This window comes from Paenibacillus sp. UMB7766-LJ446, assembly GCF_030226665.1.
Lineage (GTDB): Bacteria > Bacillota > Bacilli > Paenibacillales > Paenibacillaceae > Paenibacillus > Paenibacillus vandeheii.
Map to the genome: position 1 here is coordinate 36,114 of NZ_JASOYM010000004.1, position 23,018 is coordinate 59,131.

The following is a 23,018-nucleotide window of genomic DNA, read 5'->3' on the forward strand; positions in this document are numbered from 1 at the left end:
GTCATAGATTGGTGAATTAAAAATAGATGGAAGACCGGAATTCCCTCAGTAGCGGGGAGTCCCGGTCTTTTCTGCTATCGTTGTCTGTGGACTGATTCGGGTCTGCTTAACAACGGGGTTGTGCTGTAGTAGAATGTATACAAGCTGTATTAAACCAATGAACCCGTTATATGATACAAGGAGGCAGCATGCTCTTCTTGTTGCGGAGTGTTATTGTAATATGCGTATTGCATTTTAGCGATATAAGATGAATTGAAAGAAAAGGGGGCTTGGAGCTATGGCGTCCGAAGTCAAGGAACGAATCAACTTGAAAGAGATTAACTGTGAGAAAGAATTGACCCTTGCTGTTATTGGCGGCAAATGGAAACTGATTATTTTATGGCATCTGGGTCTTGAAGGCACCAAGCGTTTCAGTGAACTGAAGCGATTGATTCCTCATATTACCCAAAAGATGCTGACCAACCAGCTGCGTGAACTGGAGGAAGACAAGCTAATTGAGCGCAAGGTCTATGCAGAAGTACCTCCTCGTGTCGAATATACGTTGACGGATCACGGACAGAGCCTGATGCCCGTGCTGCATGCCATGTACGATTGGGGTAAAAACTATGGTGAGAATGTGATCTGGAAATCAGAATCAATTTAAGTTAAAACGAACCGCTGGGTGTAGGGAATTTTTCCATCACCCAGCGGTTTTTCTTTCCCCTTAATTAACTAACAGTTTTACAAAAGTTTTCTTGAAACGTAGAGGGCAGAAATAGCCTGAAGAAGCGGAGCTAAAAGCATTCTGAAAGAAAGCTACATCGGAAGCATGCGCCTAGCCTTTATCACCAGATTTTCACCTTTGTAAAATTGAATCAAAAAATCTGGGGATAACAGCGATCGGAAGGTTGTTCTGTCATCGGAGTGGTAAGTGTGAATATTCTTTAGTCCAATCATATGATCCCTTGAATCTAAAGGCTCATTTTAGGAGATGTAAGGTATAAATGCTTCGAATATGATACGATGAGAGATATTGGAAATGCGAGGAGGATGACATTTAACGATGGAAAAAATACGTACACGCGATGAAGTAAGCCAGGAGACTACCTGGGACTTGCGAGACTTGTTTGGGACTGACGAAGAGTGGGAGCAGGAGCTTAGATCACTGCCTGAGGCCGCTGCCCATATCGAAACATTCAAAGGACATCTGGGCGAAGGCGCCGAGCAGTTACTCGCTTGTCTGGATGCCCGAGAAGCTTTGCAGGAACGCATTAGCAAAACGGCTTCGTATGCCCGGCTGAAACAGTCGGAGGATAGTACCAATCCCGCGAATATTGAGAATTCAGCCAAGGCGGGAGATATTTTATCGAATTTGTCGTCGTCCTTGTCTTTTGTGAATTCCGAGATCGTGGATCTTCCCGATGGAACGGTCAAACGTTATATTGAAGAACTTCCGGGTTTGCAGCCGTATGCTCGCAGCTTGGATCGTCTAATACAGGAAAAGGCACATCGTCTTTCGCCCGAAACGGAGAAAGTACTGGCTTCCCTTGGGGAAGTACTGGATTCGCCATACCGGATCTATCTGCGCGGTAAACTGGCAGACATGACGTTTGACGATGCACTTGATAGTGATGACAATAACCGTCCGCTGTCCTGGTCATTCTATGAGAACAATTATGAAATGTCATCGGATACGAAGCTGCGCCGCTCTGCTTATGCCGCGTTCAGCTCCAAGCTGAATGATTACAAAAATACGTTTGCTGAAGGTTACGCCACCGAAGTGAAGAAACAGGTCGTTTTGTCCAGGCTGCGTGGATACGATGATGTTACGGATATGCTGCTCAGTCCACAGCAGGTAAGCAAAGAGATGTACAACAATGTACTGGATATCATCCAGCAGGAACTCGCCCCTCACATGCGCAGACTGGCCGCGCTCAAGAAACGTGAGTTGGGACTGGACAAACTGATGTTCTGCGATCTGAAGGCACCACTGGACCCTGAATTCAGTCCTGCCATTACATACGAGGAAGCCTGCACGCTCATACGTGAAGCTCTTGCCGTAATGGGACCGGAATATGGCGATATTGTGGAACGTGCATTCAGTGAGCGTTGGGTAGATTATGCTGATAATGCAGGCAAATCGACAGGAGCTTTCTGCTCGTCCATCTACGGTTCCCATTCCTATATCTTGATCTCCTGGGCAAATAATATGCGCGGTGCGTTCACACTTGCCCATGAAGTGGGACATGCCGGACATTTCATGCTTGCCGGGCATTATCAACGGCTTACGAATACAAGACCATCCCTCTATTTCATAGAGGCGCCTTCCACGATGAATGAAATGCTGCTGGCAGATCATTTGTTGAAACGTTCTGATAACCCGAGAATGCGTCGTTGGGTCATTTTGCAATTGCTCAATACGTATTACCATAACTTTGTTACACATCTGCTTGAAGGTGAATTGCAGCGTCAGGTGTATGCACTCGCAACCAAGGATGAACCGATTACGGCGAAGACGTTAAGTCAGCTGAAAGGAAATATCCTCTCCGAGTTCTGGGGGCCTGATCTGGTGATCGACGAAGGGGCCAAGCTGACCTGGATGAGACAGCCTCATTATTATATGGGATTATATCCATATACCTATGCAGCAGGTCTGACGGCATCTACCGCCGCTGCACAGCTAATTCGGGAAGAGGGACAGCCTGCCGTAGATCGCTGGCTCGACGCATTGAAAGCGGGAGGAAGTCTTGATCCGCAAGAGCTGATGAAGCTTGCGGGTGTGGACATGTCCGGAACTGAGCCGATTCGTGCTGCTGTCGCCTATGTTGGCAGTCTTGTTGATGAACTTGAACGTCTGTATTCGTAATCAGGTTCATATAGTATACGGACAAGGCTTGTAGGGTTGTCTGCGTGCACCGTCTCCTTGGCAGGGGGCGGTGCATCTTAATTTGCAGGGAGAAGGGAACGATGATGAATGACGTCGTTGAGCATATCTTCATCGCTGGGCTGGTTAAGCATGGACGGGTTCGGTATTTTTGATGACATGAATGATGTTCCGGGATTTGAGGGCAATCAGGGAGGTTTTTTTTCAGGAATCAATGAGTTCACTACGATGAGCACGTTTGGTTCGATTTTTATTGGCGGCATATTTCTCATTATTGCGGGTGTTATTGTCTATGCCATTATCTCAGGGGTGAGCACATGGTCATCGAACAATGCTTCAGCACTGTTAACCTTGCATTCAACGATTGTGGCAAAGCGCACAGAAGTCACAGGTGGGAGCGGGGACAGCAGTGCATCAACCTGGTATTATGCCACGTTTGAATTGGATAATGGGGACCGTGTGGAGTTAAATGTTGGTGGCAGAAATTACGGAATGTTTGTGGAAAATGACCGAGGCATGCTGACGTATCAGGGGACAAGGTTCAAGCATTTTGAAAGAGATGTGCAGCCTCAGTCCGGTGCGAGCAATAATAGCTTTTATACGTAAAATAACAGGAAAGCGGCTCCTCCCGAGTGGAGAGAGTCGTTTTTGGTATAGGTAAAAGAAACGAATCACAGGGTATTCAAACGCTTACATTGGTGATATACTCATTAAATAAAGCAAAACAGTACTAAACAAAAATAAACAAACAATAAAGTGAAGAATAAAATACAGAGTAGTGATGAATAAAATCAAGCCATGTTCGAGCGCGAAACAGAGTATGGGATGAAAGGCTGGTGAAGAGTGGTGAGTGTACTGGCGTATGATTTGGGTGCTGGAAGTGGGAGAGCACTGCTGGGTCATCTGAATGATCGGGGAATGGAAACGATGGAGATCCATCGGTTCAAGAATGAGCCGGTCAAAGCGGGGGAGCGGCTGCACTGGGATATATTGAGGCTGCACCATGAAATTCTGGAAGGGCTGAACCTGGTCAAACAAAAGAGGGAACTGCCTGAAAGTCTAGGTATTGATTCCTGGGCGGTTGATTTTGGATTGGTTGGAAGTCATGGTGAATTGTTAGGCAATCCGTATCATTACCGTGACACACAGTTTAACGGCATGATGGACCAGCTGCGTAAGGAATTGACCTCTAAGCGGATTTTCGAACGCACGGGCATCCAGTTTCTTAGCTTTAACACACTGTACCAGCTGGCAACACTTAAGCGAAGTGGCTCCCCCCTGATTAACGAAGCGGAGCGTTTCCTCATGATCCCCGATCTGCTTCGTTACTTTCTGACTGGTGAAGCGGTAAATGAGTTTACCAACGCCACCACAACGCAGCTCTATAATCCAACCATAGGCTATTGGGACGCTGAACTGCTCGCACATATCGGCATTTCGGAGACGTTGTTTGGAGAAGCAGTCATGCCAGGTACTCGTGTGGGACAGTTACGCAGCAGCATTTGCAGTGATCTTGGCCTGCCAGCCATCCCGGTTATCGCGGTTGCCGAACATGATACAGGTTCAGCGGTCGTCGCTGTTCCGGCAACAGAGCGTTCATTTGCTTACCTGAGTTGCGGAACCTGGTCACTTATGGGCACGGAGATTGACCATCCTGCCATTAGTTCCGAGAGTTTGGCGCTCAATTTTACGAATGAGGGCGGTGCAGGAGGCACATTCCGTTTGCTCAAGAACATCATGGGCCTGTGGGTTTTGCAGGAATGCATGCGCGAATGGGAACGCAAGGGACAGGGAATCAGCTATGCGGAGTTATTGAGCAGGGCTGAACTTGCACCTCCGTTTGCAAGCCTGTTTGATCCCGACGATGAACGGTTTATGGCAGCAGGGGATATGACCTCTCGTATACAACAGTATTGCCGTGATACAGGTCAGGCTGAGCCGCAAGATCAGGGAGCCATCGTCCGTTCCATTCTGGAGAGCCTTGCACTGAAGTATCGAAGAGTGCTGGAGTGGACAGAACAACTGTCCAGACAATCTTTTAATGGCTTGCATATGGTTGGTGGTGGCATCCAGAATCGCTTGTTGTGTCAATGGACTGCCAGTTCCATTGGCAAACCCGTATGGGCGGGTCCGGCAGAAGGCAGTGCGATCGGAAACATGGCTGTACAGTGGATAGCAAGTGGAGCCTTTAAGGATATATGGGAAGCCCGCAGGGTCATCCGCGATTCATTCCCGGTTACCGATTATGAGCCAAGGGACAGAACGATCTGGGAAGAAGCATACGGCAGATTTCTAAGATTGACCGCATCATCGGAATCGCAAGCCGGGAGCGAGGTGTAACATGCTGGCAGCAGAACGCTATGACCGGATTGTCGAGATGGTTAATGTGAAAGGGAGTATACGTGTATCCGAGCTTAGTGAGCACTGCCGGGTAACAGAAGAGACCATTCGGCGTGATCTGGACCGTCTGGAGCAAGCAGGACGACTGCGTCGTTCCCATGGCGGCGCTGTCAGCGTAAAGGAAGAGCAGCCGGAGATCCCTTACCGGGTAAGGGAAACAACACATGCAGAGGAAAAGAAAAGAATTGCTCAATCGGCCCTCTCCATGATTCGCCCGGGTGATCGAATTTTACTGGATGCCAGCACGACAGCAGGATACATGGCGGCCAATATGCCGGATATGCCACTAACCGTATTGACCAACTCCATACAAGTAGCCACCGAATTGAGCAGCAGGGACAAGATTGAAGTCATCTCGACTGGAGGCCAGCTGGCCCAACGGTCTTTGTCTTTTGTTGGACCGCTCGCTGAACGTTCTCTGGAAACATACCATGTCGATAAATTGTTCCTGTCTTGTAAAGGTGTGCACCTGGAAGGCGGCGGCATCAGTGAATCCAATGAGCTTCAAGCCCGGTTGAAGCAGAAAATGGTCGGCATATCCGACCAGGTCATTTTGCTTGCCGATACGAGCAAGTTTGGGGTTCGTGCATTTGCCCGGGTAACCGGGTTAGATGCGGTCCATGAGGTGATTACGGATCAGTCGCTTGACGATGATTTGATAGAACGTTTGAACGGCTATGATATCAAGATCACAAGGGTCTAAAACAAGCGGATATTCGATACTTATATGGGTTATAACCACAATTCATCAGTTATAGGAGCGTGTAATCATGAAGGTCTCCTTATTCATTACCTGCCTCAGTGATGCCATATATCCCCGTGTGGGGGAGGCGATGGTGAGATTGCTCGCCGCGCATGGCGTTCGGTTGGATTTCCCGTCCGTGCAGACCTGCTGCGGTCAGCCTTCCTACAACAGCGGGTATTGGGATGAGACACGGGTAGCCGCCAAAACCATTCTGGAAGCTTTTGATGACAGTGATTTTGTCGTCTGTCCCTCGGGCTCCTGTACGTATATGATTCATCATTATCCCGAGCTGTTTGCCAATGAACCTGTATGGCTGGAGAAGGCTAAACGCTTGGAAGCCAAAGCATACGAATTTACTCAGTTTCTCGTTCAGGTGCTTGGGATCACGGATTTGGGTGCACATTTTCCGCATAAGGTTACATATCATCCCTCCTGTCATGGCAGCCGTTTGTTAGGCGTAAAGGATGAGCCTATGGCATTACTGTCTGCAGTAAAAGGTTTGGAATTTGTTCCCCTTCCTTTCGGAGAGGACTGCTGCGGCTTTGGCGGAACATTTGCTATCAAAATGGCGGATATTTCCGGTGCCATGGTCACGGAGAAAGTGGATCATATCAAAGAAACGGAAGCCGAAGTTTTGGTGGGCCTGGATATGGCCTGTCTAATGAATATTGCGGGCAATCTGCGGTATCGGAATGAACCGGTACGTGTAATGCATTTGGCCGAACTGCTGTATGAGGGGGTGCAAACAGGATGAGTCAGCCCGGTGTAATGGATGTTACCGTCAAAGAACGTGCAGAACTGGCGTTGAATGATGATTTCCTGCGCAAAGCCGTCAAATTTACGACAGAGCGATTGCGTAATGGCAAGAAGTCTGCATCCGAAGAACATGGCAACTGGGAAGAATGGCGTGAACGTGGACGTCAGATTCGTCTGCATACGATCGCACATCTGGATTATTACCTGAATGAATTCGTCAATAATGCACGTGCTAATGGGGTTCATATTCATTTTGCCGATACTTCGGTGGAGGCAGCGGCGATTGCACTGGATATTGCGACTCACAAGCAGGCTTCCACCGTGGTCAAATCCAAGTCCATGGTGTCCGAGGAAGTGCATCTCAACCATGTATTGGAGTCCGCAGGCATTGAAGCGATAGAGACCGATCTGGGTGAATACATCATTCAATTGGCAGGTGAAGCCCCATCTCATATCGTCATTCCGGCTATTCACAAGAACCGTTACCAGATTGCGGACCTGTTGTCCAAGGAAGCGGGTGAAATTCTAGAACCGGACACCACCGTACTTGCCGGATTTGTACGCAAAAAGCTGCGCGAGAAGTTTCTTGAAGCCGATATTGGCATGACAGGCTGCAATTTTGCGATTGCTGAGACGGGTTCCATGGTCCTATTTGAAAATGAAGGCAATGCCCGCATGGTATCCACCGTGCCAAAAACACAGATTACCTTAATGGGCATGGAACGCATCATTCCATCCTGGACGGATCTCGAGGTAATGGCAACCCTGCTGCCACGCTCTGCGACAGGTCAAAAATTGACAATGTATATGTCAGGCATAACCGGCCCTCGTCGAACAGAAGACGGGGACGGGCCGGACGAAATGCACATTATTATCGTCGATAATGGACGCTCACTTCAGTTGGGTGATCCCGAATTCCAGGAACTGTTGAACTGTATTCGCTGCGGGGCCTGCCTGAACGCTTGTCCGGTGTATCGTCATATCGGCGGGCATGCTTACGGTGGAACGTACAGTGGACCGATCGGAGCAGTACTTACCCCTGCACTGAATGGCAATATCGATGAATGGAACGACATCGCGGGTGCTTCCAGTCTGTGCGGAGCCTGTTACGAAGCCTGTCCGGTCAAAATTCCGCTGCATGATATGCTCGTATATTTACGCAGACGTAAGGTGGAAGAGGGCCATGGCAATAAGCTTGAAAGTGCTGGCATGAAAGGGTTTGCAGCGGTTGTAAGCAATTCTAAACGATTCGGCGCGGCTATTCGTCTCGGACAGATCGGCCAGAAAGCATTTGTACGCAATAACGGAATTTCACTCAAACTTGGGCCTCTTAAGGGCTGGAACAGCTATCGGGTTGCGCCAAGTCTGGCGAAGCGTTCCTTCCGACAGCAATGGAACAAGCTGGATCAGGAGCTGAATCAGGAGCAGAAAGAGATGGATTCCTCCGTGCGAAGCCGAATGGAGCAGATTATTCGTGAACGCGAGGGAGGGGGTGGTCAACATGAACACTGAACATCAGGAATGGCTGGAGCAAATGGAAAAGAAGTCTCGTGCGAAGCAGGAGCACTTTATGAATGATATTGCAACCAAATTGAGAAGACCACGCCAGAGACATGCTCCGACCCAACCTTTTCGCGGTGCACCCGGGTTCTGGACGGACCTGGAGTGGGATATAGATAAGCGCATACAGGCATTCACCGATAATTTTGTGAGTGTAGGTGCTCATATTGCGCGGGTAAGAGATATAGGCGAAGCCGCGGACTTCATCGCTACTAAATCTCATGAATTGAGTGCGAAATATATCATACGTCAGAATGAACAGGCGCTAACGGAGCTTGGATTGGAAAAGCAGCTCCCGGATGTGCAGATTTCAGTGTGGAACAGTCAGGCAGACGAAAACTGGAAGGCGAGGGCAGCTGAGGCAGACATCGGTGTAGTGATGGCGGATTATGCTACAGCATATACGGGTTCCGTCACAGTGCTTTCTTCGCCGGAGAAGGGGCGTTCCGTTAGTTTATTGCCCACGGTACTCATCATTATTATTCCTATCGAACGGCTCTACACCAGACTTGGTGAGACGCTTAATCGCTTCGATGAAGCGGGAAGAGAGAATCTTCCGGCAGGCATTCATTTTATTTCAGGTCCCAGTCGTTCTTCCGACATTGAAAATGATCTGACCATAGGGGTACATGGACCAGGCATTGTATATGGTCTTATTATGGGGTAACTACATTTCGGAAAATTTGCATTAATGACGCTCTTACTAACTGTCCAGGAAGCAGCTTCTGTCTGCTGAGGGCAGTTTTTTGTTGCATTCCTGTATTTTCATTATATAGCCATATCCTATAAATCTAATATTAATTATATATTTAACCTATTAAGAGGATAAGTGTATAATCCATTTCAAGAGAAGGTTTATGTGAGAACCGACCAAGGAGGCGTTATGAATGAGTATATTTTCTTATCAGGTTCCATTCATGGATGGACATACGGGCGACTTATCTGCTTATGAGAGCAAAGTACTACTTATTGTGAATACAGCGAGCGAGTGCAGTTACTCTCGACAATTCACCGAACTTCAGCAACTGTACGAACAGTACTGTGATCAAGGGCTGGAGATTCTGGCGTTTCCCTGTAATCAGTTTAATCACAAGGAGCCGGGGAGCAATGATGAGGTAGCTCAGTATTGCAGAAATCATTTTCATATATCCTTTCCGATTTTTGAGAAGATTGAGGTCACCGGGCAATCCATGCACCCTTTGTTTCGCTATCTGGTCGAGATTGCCCCATTTAAGGGTTATGATACGGCATCGGAAGAAGGTCGATGGATGGATCAATTTGTTAAGGAGAGACATCCCGACTTATACCGGGGAAACGGGATCAAATGGAATTTCACCAAATTTTTAATTGATCGAACCGGGGAAGTGAGTGGCCGCTATGAGACTACGGTTGCGCCGTTAGAGATGGAGTCTGCGATTAAGGATCTGCTGATGAGGTCCTAGATTTAACGATTTATTTCGAGAATGAAGCAGCTCATTAAGTTCTAAAAACTCAATATGGTTGGGCCAAGAGGGGGGGCGAAATTTTCCACATTAATCTGATGGCTACCCATTGGTCCTACGACTTTGAGACTGTTGAAGATTGAGACTGGAAATGTTAGGGTAAAAGAAAGATAACGAAGGAACCCATTTTTTTTAATCTAAAATGACCAATATACCGTTTTGGTCAGTTGGTTCCGTCTATGATTTTTAAGTTATCTGGATGAAATATGAAAATGTGCAGAAAATGAAGTCATGTCTATTGTTCTGAAGTCGTAGTTGAACGAAGGTATTATTTTTTTGTAGAACGTATTACTTGGAAGAGGAGTGAGTATCATGGCGCAAATTTCAGTTCCCCAACCCAAAACGTTTGGGCCTTTAGGAAACTTACCACAGATAAATACCGATGAGCCTGTACAATCCCTGGTGAAACTCGCTGAAGAGTACGGACCCATTTTTCGAATGGAGTATCCGACACGAAGCGAACTGTATATCTCAGGTCACAATCTGGTAGCCGAGGTAAGCGACGAGTCCAAATTCGATAAACGTGTATGGGCACCGCTGGAGAAGGTTCGTGCATTTGCCGGAGATGGCCTGTTTACGAGTTGGACTCAAGAACCGAATTGGAAAAAAGCTCATAATGTGCTGCTGCCAAGCTTTAGCCAACGTGCGATGCAGGGATATCATAACAAAATGATTGATCTCGCTGTACAGCTCGTGCAGAAGTGGTCCAGATTGAACCCGGATGAGACGGTTAACGTACCGGATGATATGACTCGTCTCACCTTGGATACGATTGGACTGTGTGGATTCAATTATCGGTTTAACAGCTTTTACCGGGAAGAACCACATCCGTTCATTACGAGCATGGTTCGAGCACTGGACGAATCGATGAGTTCGTTGCAGCGTTTGCGTCTGCAAGACAAGCTGATGATCACCAAAAAGAAACAGTTTGAGCAGGATATCCGTTCGATGTTCTCTCTGGTGGATCATATTATTGCGGAGCGCAAGCAGCAGCCTCAGGAAGGGGCAGACGATCTGTTGTCCCATATGCTTAGTGGCAAGGACCCGGAAACCGGGGAAACGCTGGACGATGAAAATATTCGATACCAGATTATCACCTTCTTGATAGCTGGACACGAGACGACGAGTGGCTTGTTGTCCTTTGCCATCTATTATTTAATGAAAAATCCGGATACACTCGCCAAGGCTCAAGCTGAAGCAGATCACATTCTGAAAGATCCGGTTCCGACATACAATCAGGTTCGCAATCTGAAATATGTTCGCATGGTTTTGAACGAAGCTTTGCGGTTGTGGCCTACAGCTCCGGCATTCTCCTTATATGCCAAGAAAGACCTTGTTCTGGACGGGAAATATCCTTTGCAAAAAGGGGACAGTGTCAGTGTGCTCATTCCCAAGCTTCACCGGGACCGCGATGCATGGGGTGACGATGTGGAAGCATTCCGTCCGGAACGGTTCGAAGATCCAAGCAAGGTGCCGCATGATGCCTACAAACCGTTTGGTAATGGTCAGCGTGCCTGCATTGGTCAGCAGTTCGCCCTTCAGGAAGCCACACTTGTGCTGGGCATGGTTCTGAAGCATTTTGAACTCATCGATCATGCGGACTATCAGTTGAAAGTGAAAGAAACGTTGACGCTCAAACCTGATAACTTCACGATCCGTGTTCGTGCACGCGGAAATCAGCCGGTCATGGCTGTTCCGGGTGTTGCCATGGAGGAGCCGACTCCGGTTGCCAAAAGACAAGAACCGGATACAGCTAATGCCCATCACACCCCGATGCTAGTCCTGTATGGATCCAATCTCGGGACGGCGGAAGGCATTGCGCGTGAAATCGCAGATACCGCCAGATATCAGGGCTTCCGCAGTGAGGTGGCTACCCTGGATGATCGAGTAGGCAAACTGCCCAAGGAAGGCGCCGTCATCATTGTGAGTGCTTCCTACAATGGTCAACCGCCAAGCAATGCCAAGGATTTCGTTGAATGGATTGAACATGCGGATGCAGGGGAATTCAAAGGCGTGCGGTTCTCTGTTCTTGGATGTGGGGACCACAACTGGGCCAGTACGTACCAGCGCATTCCGCGTTTGATTGATGAACAGTTGTCTTCCAAAGGGGCAGAACGGTTATCACCGATCGGAGAAAGTGATGCCAGCGGGGACTTTGAGAAACAGGTTGGAGACTGGACCGAGCAATTATGGCCAGATCTGGCACGAACGCTGGGTCTCAAGTTAAATACAAGTTCAGGTAGTGAACGCAGCTCCTTGTCTGTACAGTTTGTCAGCGGACTGGCGGTAACACCGCTCGCAGATACGTATGATGCACATGTTGCCGAAGTGCTTGAGAATCGGGAACTTCACGATGCAGGCAGCGAACGAAGCACACGACATCTGGAGATTAAACTGCCTGAAGGCGCAACATATAAGGAAGGCGATCACTTGGGCATTTTGCCACAAAACCCGCCTGAGCTCGTAGAACGTGTACTTAAACGATATGGGTTCACGGGTACGGAACATCTTGTTTTGGATGCCTCCGGTCGCAGCGCTGCTCATCTGCCATTGCACCAACCGGTTAATTTGGTTGATCTGCTCAGTCACAGTGTGGAGCTTCAGGAAGCGGCAACTCGGGCCCAACTGAGAGAACTGGCGGCGTACACGGTGTGCCCACCGCATAAGAAGGAGCTCGAAGAACTTCTTGATGAATCTGTATACATGGAAGAAGTGCGTAAGAAACGCATATCCATGCTGGATTATCTGGTCAAATACGAGGCATGTGAGCTGCCTTTCGAGCGGTTTTTGGAGCTGCTGCCTTCCTTGAAAGCACGATATTACTCAATCTCCAGTTCACCGCGAGTGCAGCCTGAGCAGGCCAGCATCACCGTCAGTGTAGTGCGTGCACCGGCTTGGAGTGGTCAGGGCGAGTATAAAGGCATAGCATCCAACTATCTGGCGAACCTGAAGCCGGGTGAAGAGGTCGTTATGTTCATACGGACGCCTGAGTCCGGGTTCGAACTGCCAGAGAAGGCAGAGGCTCCGATTATTATGGTCGGTCCGGGAACAGGTGTGGCTCCATTCCGTGGTTTCCTGCAGGCAAGACGTGTAATGAAGGAACAAGGTCAGCAGGTTGGCGAAGCCCATCTGTATTTTGGATGTCGCAACCCGGAACATGATTATCTGTACAAAAATGAACTCGAAACAGCCGAGCAAGAGGGTCTTGTTCAGCTTCATACCGCGTTTTCCCGCGTGGACGGGGAAGAGAAGTGTTACGTGCAGCATCTGATGCGAGATGATGCCCACAAGCTGATTCCTCTGCTCGAACAGGGGGGACATCTGTATGTTTGCGGCGATGGCAGCAAGATGGCACCTGATGTTGAAGCAACACTCAAGAAAGCGTACGCTGATGTCAGCGGCAACTCCACGGAGCAAGCCGATGCTTGGTTAGAAGGTTTGCAGCAGGAAGGACGTTATGCCAAGGATGTGTGGACAGGTATCTGATGTGATACATCTTGATCCCTTTAATAAGTAGGCATCTGCGCGGTGAGACACAGAAGGGTTCTGTGCTCACCGCTTTTTGCTATGGCACAATATCCAAGCAGACCCATGCATGTATGAGTTATACTAAGAAAGAGAAACATGCATATTATGACACGAGGTTAACCCCGGTATGGATTATTTCTCTAATCGAGCTGTTGCAGGTAGAGATATGATTTAGCTATTTCTGGACTCCTTATTTCTTCTTTTTTTCGTTGGACGATAGATCGATTCAACCTGGGTTAAAGGAAAGAGAATACGTGAGGAGAATTTACCTTTTCCCTGGAGCTCAATGTAATCCAATCCAACACCAACAAGTCGGATATTTTTAAATGCATTTCTCGATGGGAATACCGTACGAATGCCTACCCGTACACCCCGTCGTGCTCGTGGAATATCAAATACACGAATGGAAAACAAACTAAGTGGAACAAATAACTGCCGATTGACTTTGATAAAACTGCGCGGAAAAACTTTGCTGATTATTCCAGGTTCCAGACCGGACAATGGAGCATTCAATTCTGCCAGATGTCCCTGTAACTCGGCCAGGCGCTGCTGTAGTGTTTTTCCTGTATGAAGTTGGTGCCAATTCATAAGCAATCCTCCGTTCGCCATTTATACCTACTATATGAATGGACGAGGGCAAGAGGTGAGCAAAATGGCGCCCATGTTCTTTACTCATAACAATAGTACAACTTAAGATATAGGGAGTGATTCAGATGATCGTGGAAATGTATAAAGACCTCATTCGGGATGAACGTGGCAACTATTATATCGCGATACAGATGGAGGGGGATGAGCTTACGCTCGTCAACGCCTTTGTTGAAGCATCGTTTACGCCGGAACTGATCTATAATGAAGAATTTCGGAATAAACACAAGGAGATGGAAGGCGGCTTTGTGGGCAAAATCGCAATGGATCTTCTTCGGCATGACGTGGTCATGGGTTTGAAACAAATCGACCGAAAGCTGCTGGAGCTGTCGGAAGTCGAACAGAAGTACACGGTGAACTATATTGATACAATTGAATTCTATCGTCACCCTGCGTGGGAACGGAAAGCGTAAACGAAAGGTTCGTTTGATAATAAAAATAAAGGGAGTCTACGGAACCATCATCGGTTATTCATCCGTTGTGGAGAGACTCATCTCGATAGCAAATCACCAAAAGCGCAAGTACAGGGGGATGTTCCCTGTCACTTGCGCTTTTGGTGTTGTAGCTATTTATCGGGAATGGGCTTTTTAATGTTCCTGAGAGAAGACACTTTTTTAACTCCCTATCGATAGGAAGGATAGATGATGCCGATATCTCGTTCTGATTTCAAGCTTCCGTCTGTATATCGCTGCATTTCATTTCCTTTGATTCGAATTGGAATGGATATACCTCGATAAACCAGTTCACCCTCAATGGTGCGCACGCTCATTCCGATGATACCTTCCAAATGTCCACTGCGGTCCGTAACCAACCGGATTCCCGCTGGACCCTCTATAAGAACGTTACCATCCTGATATACCTTTACCCGTTCTGGCGTGTTCACCAATTCAAAATGCAGCCCATTCACCGTGCGGCTATACGCCGTGTGGCCAGCGACTTCTTCGCCATGATCCATGTCGATGGGGAGAAGACCGGTAAACCACAGTTGGTCCGATCCAACCGGCATGATGCCGCATAACCGTTCCACATAATCAAGCAGGCAAAGCATGGAGGGGGAGTAGGTTTCGGTAAAACCTTCCTCCCCGGTCCAAGGGCTTAATGCCTGCGCAAAACGCTTTGCTTTGGAAAGGGACGACAGGATAGGTTGCATCACCCATGACAATTCCACATACCGATGATGATATTCAAATGCATGCGGTGCACGAATCAGGCTCAGGAAGTTGGACGCTCCGCCCCAGCTATTATAAGAAGAGAAGGGATCAAACCTTGGATCATCCATCGACATGGACGTAAACGGGTACTTGGCAAAAAACTTGCTTGTATTCAGCAAATACCTGCGCAGCATGTGATCAAACATTTCCCGGTCGCCCACCTCGCAGGCCATCACACGCAGCAGCACATCAGACTGTACTCTAACGAATTCGTCATTGCGATCCCGGTCGTAGAAGAACATGTCTTCTTCGTCATAACAGTAACGGAAGAGACTTTCCAGACTGGCTTCAGCTTTTGCTTTCCACTCTGCACCAGACTCCCCGAGCTCCACGGCCATACGGGATAAGTACATGCGCTGGCAATAAATATTGGCGGTTAAGTCTGGTGCCAAAAAAGGCAGAACCGGAGAATCCGGATGGTAAGACGCGGCATCATTCTTATAAGGCGTATCCGGAACATGCCAGAAGCGGGGGGACAGATCATGCCCGGTATCAAAGGTGCTAAAAGCCTCCACACAGCCGGTCCCTCGGGTATTGCGATACGTTGCAATCCATTCGTCATAACGTACCATGGCCTCGTACATGGTCTTCAGGAACGAACGGTCCTTTCCATGAAGCTGATAGTGATTCCATACACTTCGTGCCAATGGTGTAACGAGCTGAATCTGGCGAAAGGAAGGACCGTTCTCCGTTAGCTTATATGGCAGCAATCCATCTTCTCTCTGGTGTTGGACAAAAGCGAGATAGGTCGTTTCCGATACAGAAGGAATCAGACGTGACAGCAGCTCCGCATTAATGGTGCCGGTACTCTCCAGCCAGCAGCCCAGATAGATGCCACCTTCCTGAAGAATGGGCTCACTGCCATTCAGGGGCACAATGCAAGTGAGTAACTTCTCCAGGGCGGAATAATAAGTCGCTTCTAGTCGTCCTCCGGATGCCGCGAATCGAACACCCGACGCCTGCCATTCCTGTATTAACTTTTGATCTTCCGGTTTATCTGGCTTCACATTATCGTGGATCGAGATCTGGCGCAGCTTGTTCAGCACGGCTTCTGTCATGTCGACCTCCTTCTAGCGGTTATTTATTGATTGGATTCAAAGATTCGCACGGTGCCATTATAGAAGTCAGTTACAGCTTGCTCCACACTTTTTCGGCCAAAGCCGATTTCCTGGTTGGTTGTCTGGGCCAGCTTGGAGAACTCAGCAAATCCCGGAGGATTATAGCTTACGTCGAAAGGCTCCGTTTTTGTAGCATCAGATACAAAGCTGGTGTAATTATATACAATCTCTTCAACAGGTCCCGCTTCTTGCTGAAGCAGATTGCGGTTGGCTTCCGTCACAGGTACGCCGCGGTCGTTACCGAGAATTTTGGCTGCATCCGGATCATTAATCCAGAAATCCATCAGAATCGCGACTTCCTTGGCATGCTTGGTATTTGCATAACCTGACAATCCCTGACTGGACTCGAATACAACTCCAGTTCCCTTTGGACCTCTCGGTACAGGTAAAAGAATTAACTTGTCTTCGGTCAGACTCTGGAAAGCAGCCAGTTGATTTGAAGGAAGCAGGCTCATCGCCGCTTTGCCTGTAATAAGCAAGGATTTACTGGTGTCATCCGGTGGATTGGAAACTTGCAATTCAGGTGTGACCACACCTCCCGACTTGGAAGCCTGCTCCCAGTAGGTGAACCACTTCAGAATGTCTTCTTTTGCAAATCCGAGCGTGCCGTTCTTCATATCATATAGCTGTTTGCCGTGCTGTTTTAAAAAGATGTCCATACCGTCAACGGTGAAATTATAAGTTCCGTAATAGCCCTTGCCGAGTTTGTCGGACAGCTCTTTGCTGATCGCAGCATAATCTTCCCAAGTCCAATCTGAGGCTGGCAGCGGAATTCCCGCTTGATCGAACAGCGCCTGATTGACGACAATGCCCCGTGCATTCGCACCAGCGGAAATATGCTGCAGCTTTCCATCAAGACGGCCATACTCAACCATGGTGGTATCCATGCCGTCCAGATTCAGTTCATTACCAACATGTGGGTCGAGATTCAGAAGGACATCCTTCTTCGCGTAATCAACTACATTACCACCGAGGAAGAAAATATCCGGAGCAGTGCCTGACGCCAGCTGTGTATTTAACTTGTCAAAATATCCAGAGGAAGGTGCAAATTCACCTACAATTTTAATATTCGGATGTTTCTCCTGAAAAACCTTCAGGGCTTCATTCGTAATATCTGCCCGTTTTTGATCGCCCCACCACATCATGCGCAGTTCGACTTGCCTTCCTTCAGCGGTTCCTGTTCCTGTCTGCTCATCGGCACCAGTATGATCCGTTCCAGAGCAGGCAGTTACCAATAACAGGAGTGAAGCTATACTACTAATCATCAATCGTTTGAACATGATATATCCCCCTGACGATAGATAATGAAGAGCACAATATCTGTTGTACACTTATTGCGTCTGGACAGGTATTTTCGTACTCATTTCAGTCCAGTCGTTGCAATCCCCTCAAGAAAATAACGCTGAAATACCAGAAAGATGATTGTCACTGGCATCAGAGACAGCGTGGACATGGCGAGCAGTGCTCCCCAATCCGATTGTCCTGATGGATCGAACAGGGACCGAATGCCCAGCTGTACGGTAAACAGATCAATTTTGCTCAGATAGATCATCTGGCTGAAGAAGTCATCCCAGCTCCAGATGAAGGTGAAGATCGCTGTTGTAATCAGTGCAGGAACGAGAAGAGGCACTACGATTCGGAAAAAAATCTGCGATTGCCCGCAACCGTCAATGGTTGCACTCTCATCCAGCTCCCGTGGGATACCACGGATGAATTGAACCATGAGCAGAATAAAGAAGGAATCCTGTGCCAGCCACTTGGGCAGAATGAGCGGAAAATACGTATTAATCCAATGCAGCTCGTTATACAGAATGTACTGAGGTACCAGAGTTACATGGTAAGGGAGCATGATCGTGACCAGCATAATGCTGAACCACAGTCCTTTGAACTTAAATCTCAATCTGGAAAAGGCGTAGGCTGCAAGGGAGCAGGAGATCACATTTCCCAGCACACTCATGACCGAGATCAGCGCCGAGTTGCCGAAGAAGCGGCCAAACGACACACCCTGTAATCCTTTCCATCCATTTATAAAATGATCAAGAGTGAAGCTGGTTGGAATGAGGCTGCTATTGGTGAAGATGAGATGATTCGGTTTAAACGAACTGAGAATTAACCATAACACCGGATACAACATCAGCAGACCGAAGAGGATAATGGCGGTGTGCCTCCCGGCTTGAACCAATCGTCGCTTTAATGGCATGTGCATTATCTCCCTTCCTGATTGTCGCTGTAGAATACCCAGAATTTTGAGGTGAGAAAGACGATTGCAGTGAATACCCCGATAATGACCAGCATGATCCACGCCAGGGCAGAAGCGTAACCCATATCAAAGAACGAAAAGCCTTTCAGATACAAATACAAGGTATAGAACATCGTTGCGTCGAGCGGGCCTCCCCGTCCATCCCCAATCACATAAGCGGGTGTAAAGGCTTGAAATGAATTGATCATGCTCATGATCAGGTTGAAAAAAATAACAGGGGAGAGCATCGGGAGTGTGATGCCGAAGAACTGGCGTATCTTTCCGGCCCCATCTACGTCCGAAGCTTCATATAAATCGGCTGGAATTTGCTTCAGACCGGCAAGGAAAATAACCATGGCCGAACCGAACTGCCATACAGAGAGCGTGACGATCGTATAGACCACGTAATCGGGATGGGCAATCCAGGCGGGGCCGGTGATCCCGAACCAGCTTAGGAACTGATTGACCAAGCCACTTCCCTCGAAAATCTGGCGCCAGACGATCGCAATGGCCACACTGCCGCCCAATAGGGAAGGGATGTAATAGACGGTCCGGTATAAGCCGAGCCCCCGAATTCCTTTGTTCAGCGCCATCGCTACCAGTAGGGCAAAGGCAAGTCTTAGCGGAACGGATAGAAATACATAGTAGAACGTTAGCCCCAAAGATCTGCGAAAGGTATCGTCTTCGGTAAAGATCTGGACATAGTTGCTGAGCCCCGTCCACGTGGGTGGTGACAGCAAATTAAATTTCGTCAAGGATAGGTAGAATGACGCAACCATAGGTCCCAGTGTCAGACAGAAGAGTCCGATGAGCCAGGGCAGCAGAAACAAATAGGCTGTCATATTCTGCTGGTCATATAACGGCTTGGACAGCTTTCTCATCATAGGCCTCCCTTCAGGATGGATGTGTTTCATGATCACCTCGGAATTGAATCCGCTTACAATACTGGCGGCGATTCTCTTGGTAAATTCATCATACCGAGGAGGGCGGAAAGCTGGAATCTCATTTCTTCGGATCATCATTATCATTTTTTTCGGAATGCAGTAATCGATAGTCCGAGGGACTCATATGGAACATTTTTTTGAACTTTGAACTGAAATAGCTTGGAGAATGGAAGCCTGTCAGTTCTGTAACATCCCAGACAGTTAATTGGGTTTCCTTCAGTAGACGAAGAGCATGTTTCATTCGAACTTCGGTCACATACTGAATAAAAGAGACCCCGGCAGCCTCCTTGAACATTTCCGAAAAGTAGGTTGGGTAGTAGTTATATTGCTCCGCTAACGAAGTTAATGTCAGTTCCAGCATGTAATTTTCCTCGATATATCGCTTGGCCGATTCAATGACCGTAGCTTCTCCAACCTCGGATGGCTGCTGTTGATTCACGAAATCCTCTGCCCAATGCATCAGCAGCAGTTCTGCCTGCTCTGGAGTCTTTAGCCAAAGCACCCATTCCGGGGAAATCCACGTGGATTCCTGTTCGAAAGGAGGCTGATTAAATTCGATAGCGATGGACTCCATCAATAATGAAATTTGAAAAAGGCTTCGGATCATACGGGAGGTGGATAGCCGAAAGGAGTCAGTAAGTTCCTTTTGAATCACGTTGCGGAAGGAATCCAGTTCTCCACGTATAAGACATCGATGCAGCATTCGGTTGGTTTCCTCAGGCAGCAATGGACTATGATCTACTACGGGCACACGATCCTGTGCACCTTTGCGTCCAGCAGAGTTCCATGCCAAGAGGGAATGAATATAGCCATCTTTCCAGCGCTCAAGCCCTGATACGGGCAATCCTAATCCAACCTGTACGTCCATCGTAATGACGGAGCGTGTCTGCGCTGTGATTTGCTGAGCAAATTCGTGCTGAATCCCGTCCAATGTAATGAAATGCATCATCCCGGGGTGTGCTCCGTCATGGAACACTTGAACGTTATCTGGATAGGACTGGGCCAGTTCGTGACAAAGCAGCTCAAAGGCAAGATGGAGCTTTTCGGGAACACGCTCCACCGAGGCAGTCTGTATATCGGAGTCTCGCATGCCGGCGGTGATGAAACAGACGCTGTGATCCTGCCAGGATTCCAGATGAAACAGCCGCATCCGCTCTGGCAATGAAGATGGAGGGAGGCTATGACCCCGAACGAGATCTAGCAGGAAACGTTGCTTCATTTCTTTGTAATACTGGGAGAGACGCCATTGCATCATTTCCGAATCGCCGTGTACCTTTTTCTTGTTATCCAACGTCTCTTTGATTTTGTATAATGTGGTTTTCAGTTCATCCCGGGTTACAGGCTTCAGCAAATAATCCATGGCCTGGCTGCGCACACCTGCTCTGGCATAGTGGAAATCTTCATATCCTGTGATGATCATAATCTGAATGGAAGGATTATGACTTCGGCAAATGTCCAACAATTGCACGCCGTCCATCACAGGCATGTTCATGTCTGTAATTAACAAGTCAAAATGTTCAGCTTTCAGAAGCTTCTCGGCTTCGATGCCATTTGCCGCTTCACCTGAGATGGCAAAGCCCATGCCTTGCCAATCTACTTTCAATTTTAACCCTTCGCGGACCTCAAGCTCGTCATCTGCGATCAATACGTTGTACATCATATTCCTCCTGTACGGGTAGAGTCAGTTCAATACATGTGCCGCAACGTTCTCCGTTCTTGATCTGAATTGCAAACAGGGTGCCGTAATGCAAGCGGCAGCGTGCAACCACATTTCCGAGTCCGATGTGCCAGCTTTGGCTTCGCAATAGGGGCTCCAGTTGAGAAGCTTCAACAGGATCATGGAGTTTTTGGATAATCTCGACCGGAATACCGGGTCCATTGTCTGAAATGTGGAAATGCAGGCGGTTATTCCGTCTGGAGATCCGGATGTGTATCTCGGCAGTTGTCTGGTGCTGGAAGCTGTATTTGACGGCATTCTCAACAAGTGGCTGAAGGATAAATTTGATGATGACCAGGGAATCCAGCTTGCCTTCCTGTGTCAACGTAATGTGCAGCTTATGACCGAAACGGGTTTGCAGAATGGAGATATAGTGGCGGATATAAGCCAGCTCCTCTGCAAGCTGTACCCTGTCGTCACTTGTGTTCATGGAGAAGCGCATCATTTTGCCCAGATCCTCAATAACCTGAACCGTATCATTTGTTCGGCGCTGCATGGCAAGACTGCTTACCAGTTCCAGCGTGTTAAACATAAAATGGGGATTAATCTGCATGAGCAGTGCTTTATATTCCGCTTGTTGACGGAGCAGCTTCAACTCGAACTCGTTCTGGATATGCTGACGCAATCGGCTGATCATGTAGCGGAAAGTGGAGATGACATAACTGACTTCGCTTTTTACGTTTTTGTCCGGGGGCAGAAGGGACTCTGCCTGATCGAATGCACCGCGCTGTACCTGTCTCATAGCTAGTACCAGTCGAGTTAAAGGTTTGGTGACGCCATAAGAGAGCCATGCAGCGGCAAACAAAGAGACGATAATTAGAACAATTGTGACCACCAAAATGGTACTCTGAAGCTTGTGAAGAGAGGAATATAGCTCTTTTTCCGGTGCCAGACCAGCCAGCATCCAGCCGGTACGCCCCAGCTTTTTGTATACCAGAATGTCACGCTGTCCTTGCTCGTTGTTCAGATACACCACACCCGATTTGAGCGAGTTGTTCCGAATTTGATCGATTTCCGCTAAAGCTCCGGCGCTAAGCTGATTTGTCTGCTGTGAGAGAATAGGGTTTCCTTGTTCACCCAGCAGAAAAATAGTGCTGCTCTCGGCCAGATGGATTCGGTTAAGCGGTTCCAGAAAGTAAGATTCGCTGACATTAATTTTCATCACATTCTGGGCTGTAGCATGGTGAAAGGTCCCAATGGGCATCAGCAGACTAACCACCGGGTTGCCATGATCCCTAATGTTTTCATGTTGATCGGTATGTGCAGGCAGCCAGTGATTCCCTGAGATGAAGAAATTTCTGTACCATGATTCTTGCAAAAAGAGAGGGTCGGTCGCTACTTGATTCTCACTGCCAATCCGCAGCCCATTCCGTCGATAGATGGATACATCGGAGATACTGGTGTAACTGTTCGTAGCCTGGGTCAGAAAACGGCTCATTGCCAGATTGACAAGCATCTTTTCCCCTTCAGGAAGGTCGGGGTCACTCATTGCGTTATCCCAGTTCTTGGCTGTATCGCTGTTGAAGACAAAAGAGGCCACATCATAGATCTGCATTTGAACCATATCGACATAAGAACCGTATTCCTCCATTTTCTCCAGAGCAGAGGATTCAATATAGGAGCGGATCACGGTACGCGACTCCTTGAAGAGCAGGAAGGAGAGCGTGCCAAAACAGAGGACGAAGAGCACAACGATAAAGGCGATCAGGCGACTTTTTAATGAGAAAAACATAGGGTCCTCCTTACGTAAATAGACTTCAGGGGCGACGTCAAATGTGAAAAAAGACTGC

General features: G+C 48.1%; 18 protein-coding genes. 11 read left to right on the forward strand and 7 right to left on the reverse strand.

Translation table 11 applies throughout. The features are described from left to right. The first annotated feature begins 277 nt into the window (after positions 1-277). From QP794_RS11365 to QP794_RS11410, 10 genes are all read left to right on the forward strand, one after another. Complete coding sequence (locus QP794_RS11365) at positions 278-643, forward strand: winged helix-turn-helix transcriptional regulator (protein WP_079344158.1); 366 nt, start codon at positions 278-280, stop codon at positions 641-643. 399 nt (positions 644-1,042) lie between these two features. Further along, a complete protein-coding gene (gene pepF, locus QP794_RS11370) occupies positions 1,043-2,845 on the forward strand; it encodes an oligoendopeptidase F (RefSeq protein ID WP_285076577.1) in 1,803 nt (600 codons plus the stop codon). A 117-nt stretch (positions 2,846-2,962) separates the two neighbouring features. Further along, complete coding sequence (locus QP794_RS11375) at positions 2,963-3,469, forward strand: DUF2500 domain-containing protein (protein ID WP_285076579.1); 507 nt, start codon at positions 2,963-2,965, stop codon at positions 3,467-3,469. A 240-nt stretch (positions 3,470-3,709) separates the two neighbouring features. Beyond that, the gene (locus QP794_RS11380) at positions 3,710-5,203 is read left to right on the forward strand and encodes a rhamnulokinase (protein WP_285076582.1); all 1,494 of its coding nucleotides are present in this window, start codon (positions 3,710-3,712) and stop codon (positions 5,201-5,203) included. 1 nt (position 5,204) lies between these two features. Then, positions 5,205-5,966 carry a DeoR/GlpR family DNA-binding transcription regulator gene (locus QP794_RS11385; RefSeq protein WP_285076584.1) on the forward strand — a complete coding sequence of 254 codons (762 nt, stop codon included), beginning with the start codon at positions 5,205-5,207 and terminating at the stop codon, positions 5,964-5,966. Between the two features lie 67 nt (positions 5,967-6,033). Continuing rightward, positions 6,034-6,762 (forward strand): (Fe-S)-binding protein, encoded by a 729-nt coding sequence (locus tag QP794_RS11390; RefSeq protein WP_285076586.1) that lies wholly within the window; start codon positions 6,034-6,036, stop codon positions 6,760-6,762. Next, complete coding sequence (locus tag QP794_RS11395) at positions 6,759-8,276, forward strand: LutB/LldF family L-lactate oxidation iron-sulfur protein (RefSeq protein ID WP_285076588.1); 1,518 nt, start codon at positions 6,759-6,761, stop codon at positions 8,274-8,276. The genes QP794_RS11390 and QP794_RS11395 overlap by 4 nt, the downstream gene beginning before the upstream one ends. Then, the gene (locus tag QP794_RS11400) at positions 8,266-8,991 is read left to right on the forward strand and encodes a LutC/YkgG family protein (RefSeq protein WP_285076590.1); all 726 of its coding nucleotides are present in this window, start codon (positions 8,266-8,268) and stop codon (positions 8,989-8,991) included. The genes QP794_RS11395 and QP794_RS11400 overlap by 11 nt, the downstream gene beginning before the upstream one ends. A gap of 220 nt (positions 8,992-9,211) precedes the next feature. Beyond that, positions 9,212-9,766: a glutathione peroxidase gene (locus QP794_RS11405; RefSeq protein ID WP_285076592.1), complete on the forward strand. Its 555-nt coding sequence runs from the start codon at positions 9,212-9,214 to the stop codon at positions 9,764-9,766. Between the two features lie 372 nt (positions 9,767-10,138). Then, positions 10,139-13,312, forward strand: coding sequence for a bifunctional cytochrome P450/NADPH--P450 reductase (locus QP794_RS11410; RefSeq protein ID WP_285076595.1), 3,174 nt, complete (start codon positions 10,139-10,141; stop codon positions 13,310-13,312). A 213-nt stretch (positions 13,313-13,525) separates the two neighbouring features. On the opposite strand, the gene QP794_RS11415 is transcribed toward QP794_RS11410, so the two are convergent. Continuing rightward, a complete protein-coding gene (locus tag QP794_RS11415) occupies positions 13,526-13,942 on the reverse strand; it encodes a hypothetical protein (protein ID WP_285076596.1) in 417 nt (138 codons plus the stop codon). A gap of 125 nt (positions 13,943-14,067) precedes the next feature. Between QP794_RS11415 and QP794_RS11420 the strand changes: the two genes are divergently transcribed. Continuing rightward, on the forward strand, positions 14,068-14,412 hold the full coding sequence (locus tag QP794_RS11420) for a hypothetical protein (protein WP_079344167.1): 345 nt from the start codon (positions 14,068-14,070) through the stop codon (positions 14,410-14,412). Positions 14,413-14,621: 209 nt separating this feature from the next. Here QP794_RS11420 and QP794_RS11425 read toward each other — a convergent pair whose 3' ends face one another. The 6 genes from QP794_RS11425 to QP794_RS11450 form a co-directional block, all read right to left on the reverse strand. Next, positions 14,622-16,268: an MGH1-like glycoside hydrolase domain-containing protein gene (locus QP794_RS11425; protein WP_285076598.1), complete on the reverse strand. Its 1,647-nt coding sequence runs from the start codon at positions 16,266-16,268 to the stop codon at positions 14,622-14,624. Between the two features lie 23 nt (positions 16,269-16,291). Further along, entirely contained in the window at positions 16,292-17,608 is a 1,317-nt protein-coding gene (locus QP794_RS11430) for an ABC transporter substrate-binding protein (RefSeq protein ID WP_285076600.1), read from the reverse strand. An 80-nt stretch (positions 17,609-17,688) separates the two neighbouring features. Further along, positions 17,689-18,528 carry a carbohydrate ABC transporter permease gene (locus QP794_RS11435; protein WP_285076602.1) on the reverse strand — a complete coding sequence of 280 codons (840 nt, stop codon included), beginning with the start codon at positions 18,526-18,528 and terminating at the stop codon, positions 17,689-17,691. Positions 18,529-18,533: 5 nt separating this feature from the next. Beyond that, positions 18,534-19,448 (reverse strand): carbohydrate ABC transporter permease, encoded by a 915-nt coding sequence (locus tag QP794_RS11440; RefSeq protein WP_285077406.1) that lies wholly within the window; start codon positions 19,446-19,448, stop codon positions 18,534-18,536. A 121-nt stretch (positions 19,449-19,569) separates the two neighbouring features. Continuing rightward, positions 19,570-21,171, reverse strand: a complete 1,602-nt coding sequence (locus QP794_RS11445) for a response regulator (RefSeq protein ID WP_285076604.1) — start codon at positions 21,169-21,171, stop codon at positions 19,570-19,572. Next, positions 21,143-22,960: a cache domain-containing sensor histidine kinase gene (locus QP794_RS11450; protein ID WP_285076606.1), complete on the reverse strand. Its 1,818-nt coding sequence runs from the start codon at positions 22,958-22,960 to the stop codon at positions 21,143-21,145. The genes QP794_RS11445 and QP794_RS11450 overlap by 29 nt, the downstream gene beginning before the upstream one ends. Between the last annotated feature and the right edge of the window lie 58 nt (positions 22,961-23,018).

Coding starts and splice junctions, on each gene's coding strand:
- QP794_RS11365 (WP_079344158.1), top strand. CDS start 278: ATGGCGTCCGAAGTCAAGGAACGAATCAACTTGAAAGAGATTAACTGT.
- QP794_RS11440 (WP_285077406.1), bottom strand. CDS start 19,448: ATGAGAAAGCTGTCCAAGCCGTTATATGACCAGCAGAATATGACAGCC.
- QP794_RS11420 (WP_079344167.1), top strand. CDS start 14,068: ATGATCGTGGAAATGTATAAAGACCTCATTCGGGATGAACGTGGCAAC.
- QP794_RS11445 (WP_285076604.1), bottom strand. CDS start 21,171: ATGATGTACAACGTATTGATCGCAGATGACGAGCTTGAGGTCCGCGAA.
- QP794_RS11405 (WP_285076592.1), top strand. CDS start 9,212: ATGAGTATATTTTCTTATCAGGTTCCATTCATGGATGGACATACGGGC.
- QP794_RS11425 (WP_285076598.1), bottom strand. CDS start 16,268: ATGACAGAAGCCGTGCTGAACAAGCTGCGCCAGATCTCGATCCACGAT.
- QP794_RS11435 (WP_285076602.1), bottom strand. CDS start 18,528: ATGCCATTAAAGCGACGATTGGTTCAAGCCGGGAGGCACACCGCCATT.
- QP794_RS11385 (WP_285076584.1), top strand. CDS start 5,205: ATGCTGGCAGCAGAACGCTATGACCGGATTGTCGAGATGGTTAATGTG.
- QP794_RS11430 (WP_285076600.1), bottom strand. CDS start 17,608: ATGTTCAAACGATTGATGATTAGTAGTATAGCTTCACTCCTGTTATTG.
- QP794_RS11390 (WP_285076586.1), top strand. CDS start 6,034: ATGAAGGTCTCCTTATTCATTACCTGCCTCAGTGATGCCATATATCCC.
- QP794_RS11410 (WP_285076595.1), top strand. CDS start 10,139: ATGGCGCAAATTTCAGTTCCCCAACCCAAAACGTTTGGGCCTTTAGGA.
- QP794_RS11450 (WP_285076606.1), bottom strand. CDS start 22,960: ATGTTTTTCTCATTAAAAAGTCGCCTGATCGCCTTTATCGTTGTGCTC.
- QP794_RS11400 (WP_285076590.1), top strand. CDS start 8,266: ATGAACACTGAACATCAGGAATGGCTGGAGCAAATGGAAAAGAAGTCT.
- pepF (WP_285076577.1), top strand. CDS start 1,043: ATGGAAAAAATACGTACACGCGATGAAGTAAGCCAGGAGACTACCTGG.
- QP794_RS11395 (WP_285076588.1), top strand. CDS start 6,759: ATGAGTCAGCCCGGTGTAATGGATGTTACCGTCAAAGAACGTGCAGAA.
- QP794_RS11415 (WP_285076596.1), bottom strand. CDS start 13,942: ATGAATTGGCACCAACTTCATACAGGAAAAACACTACAGCAGCGCCTG.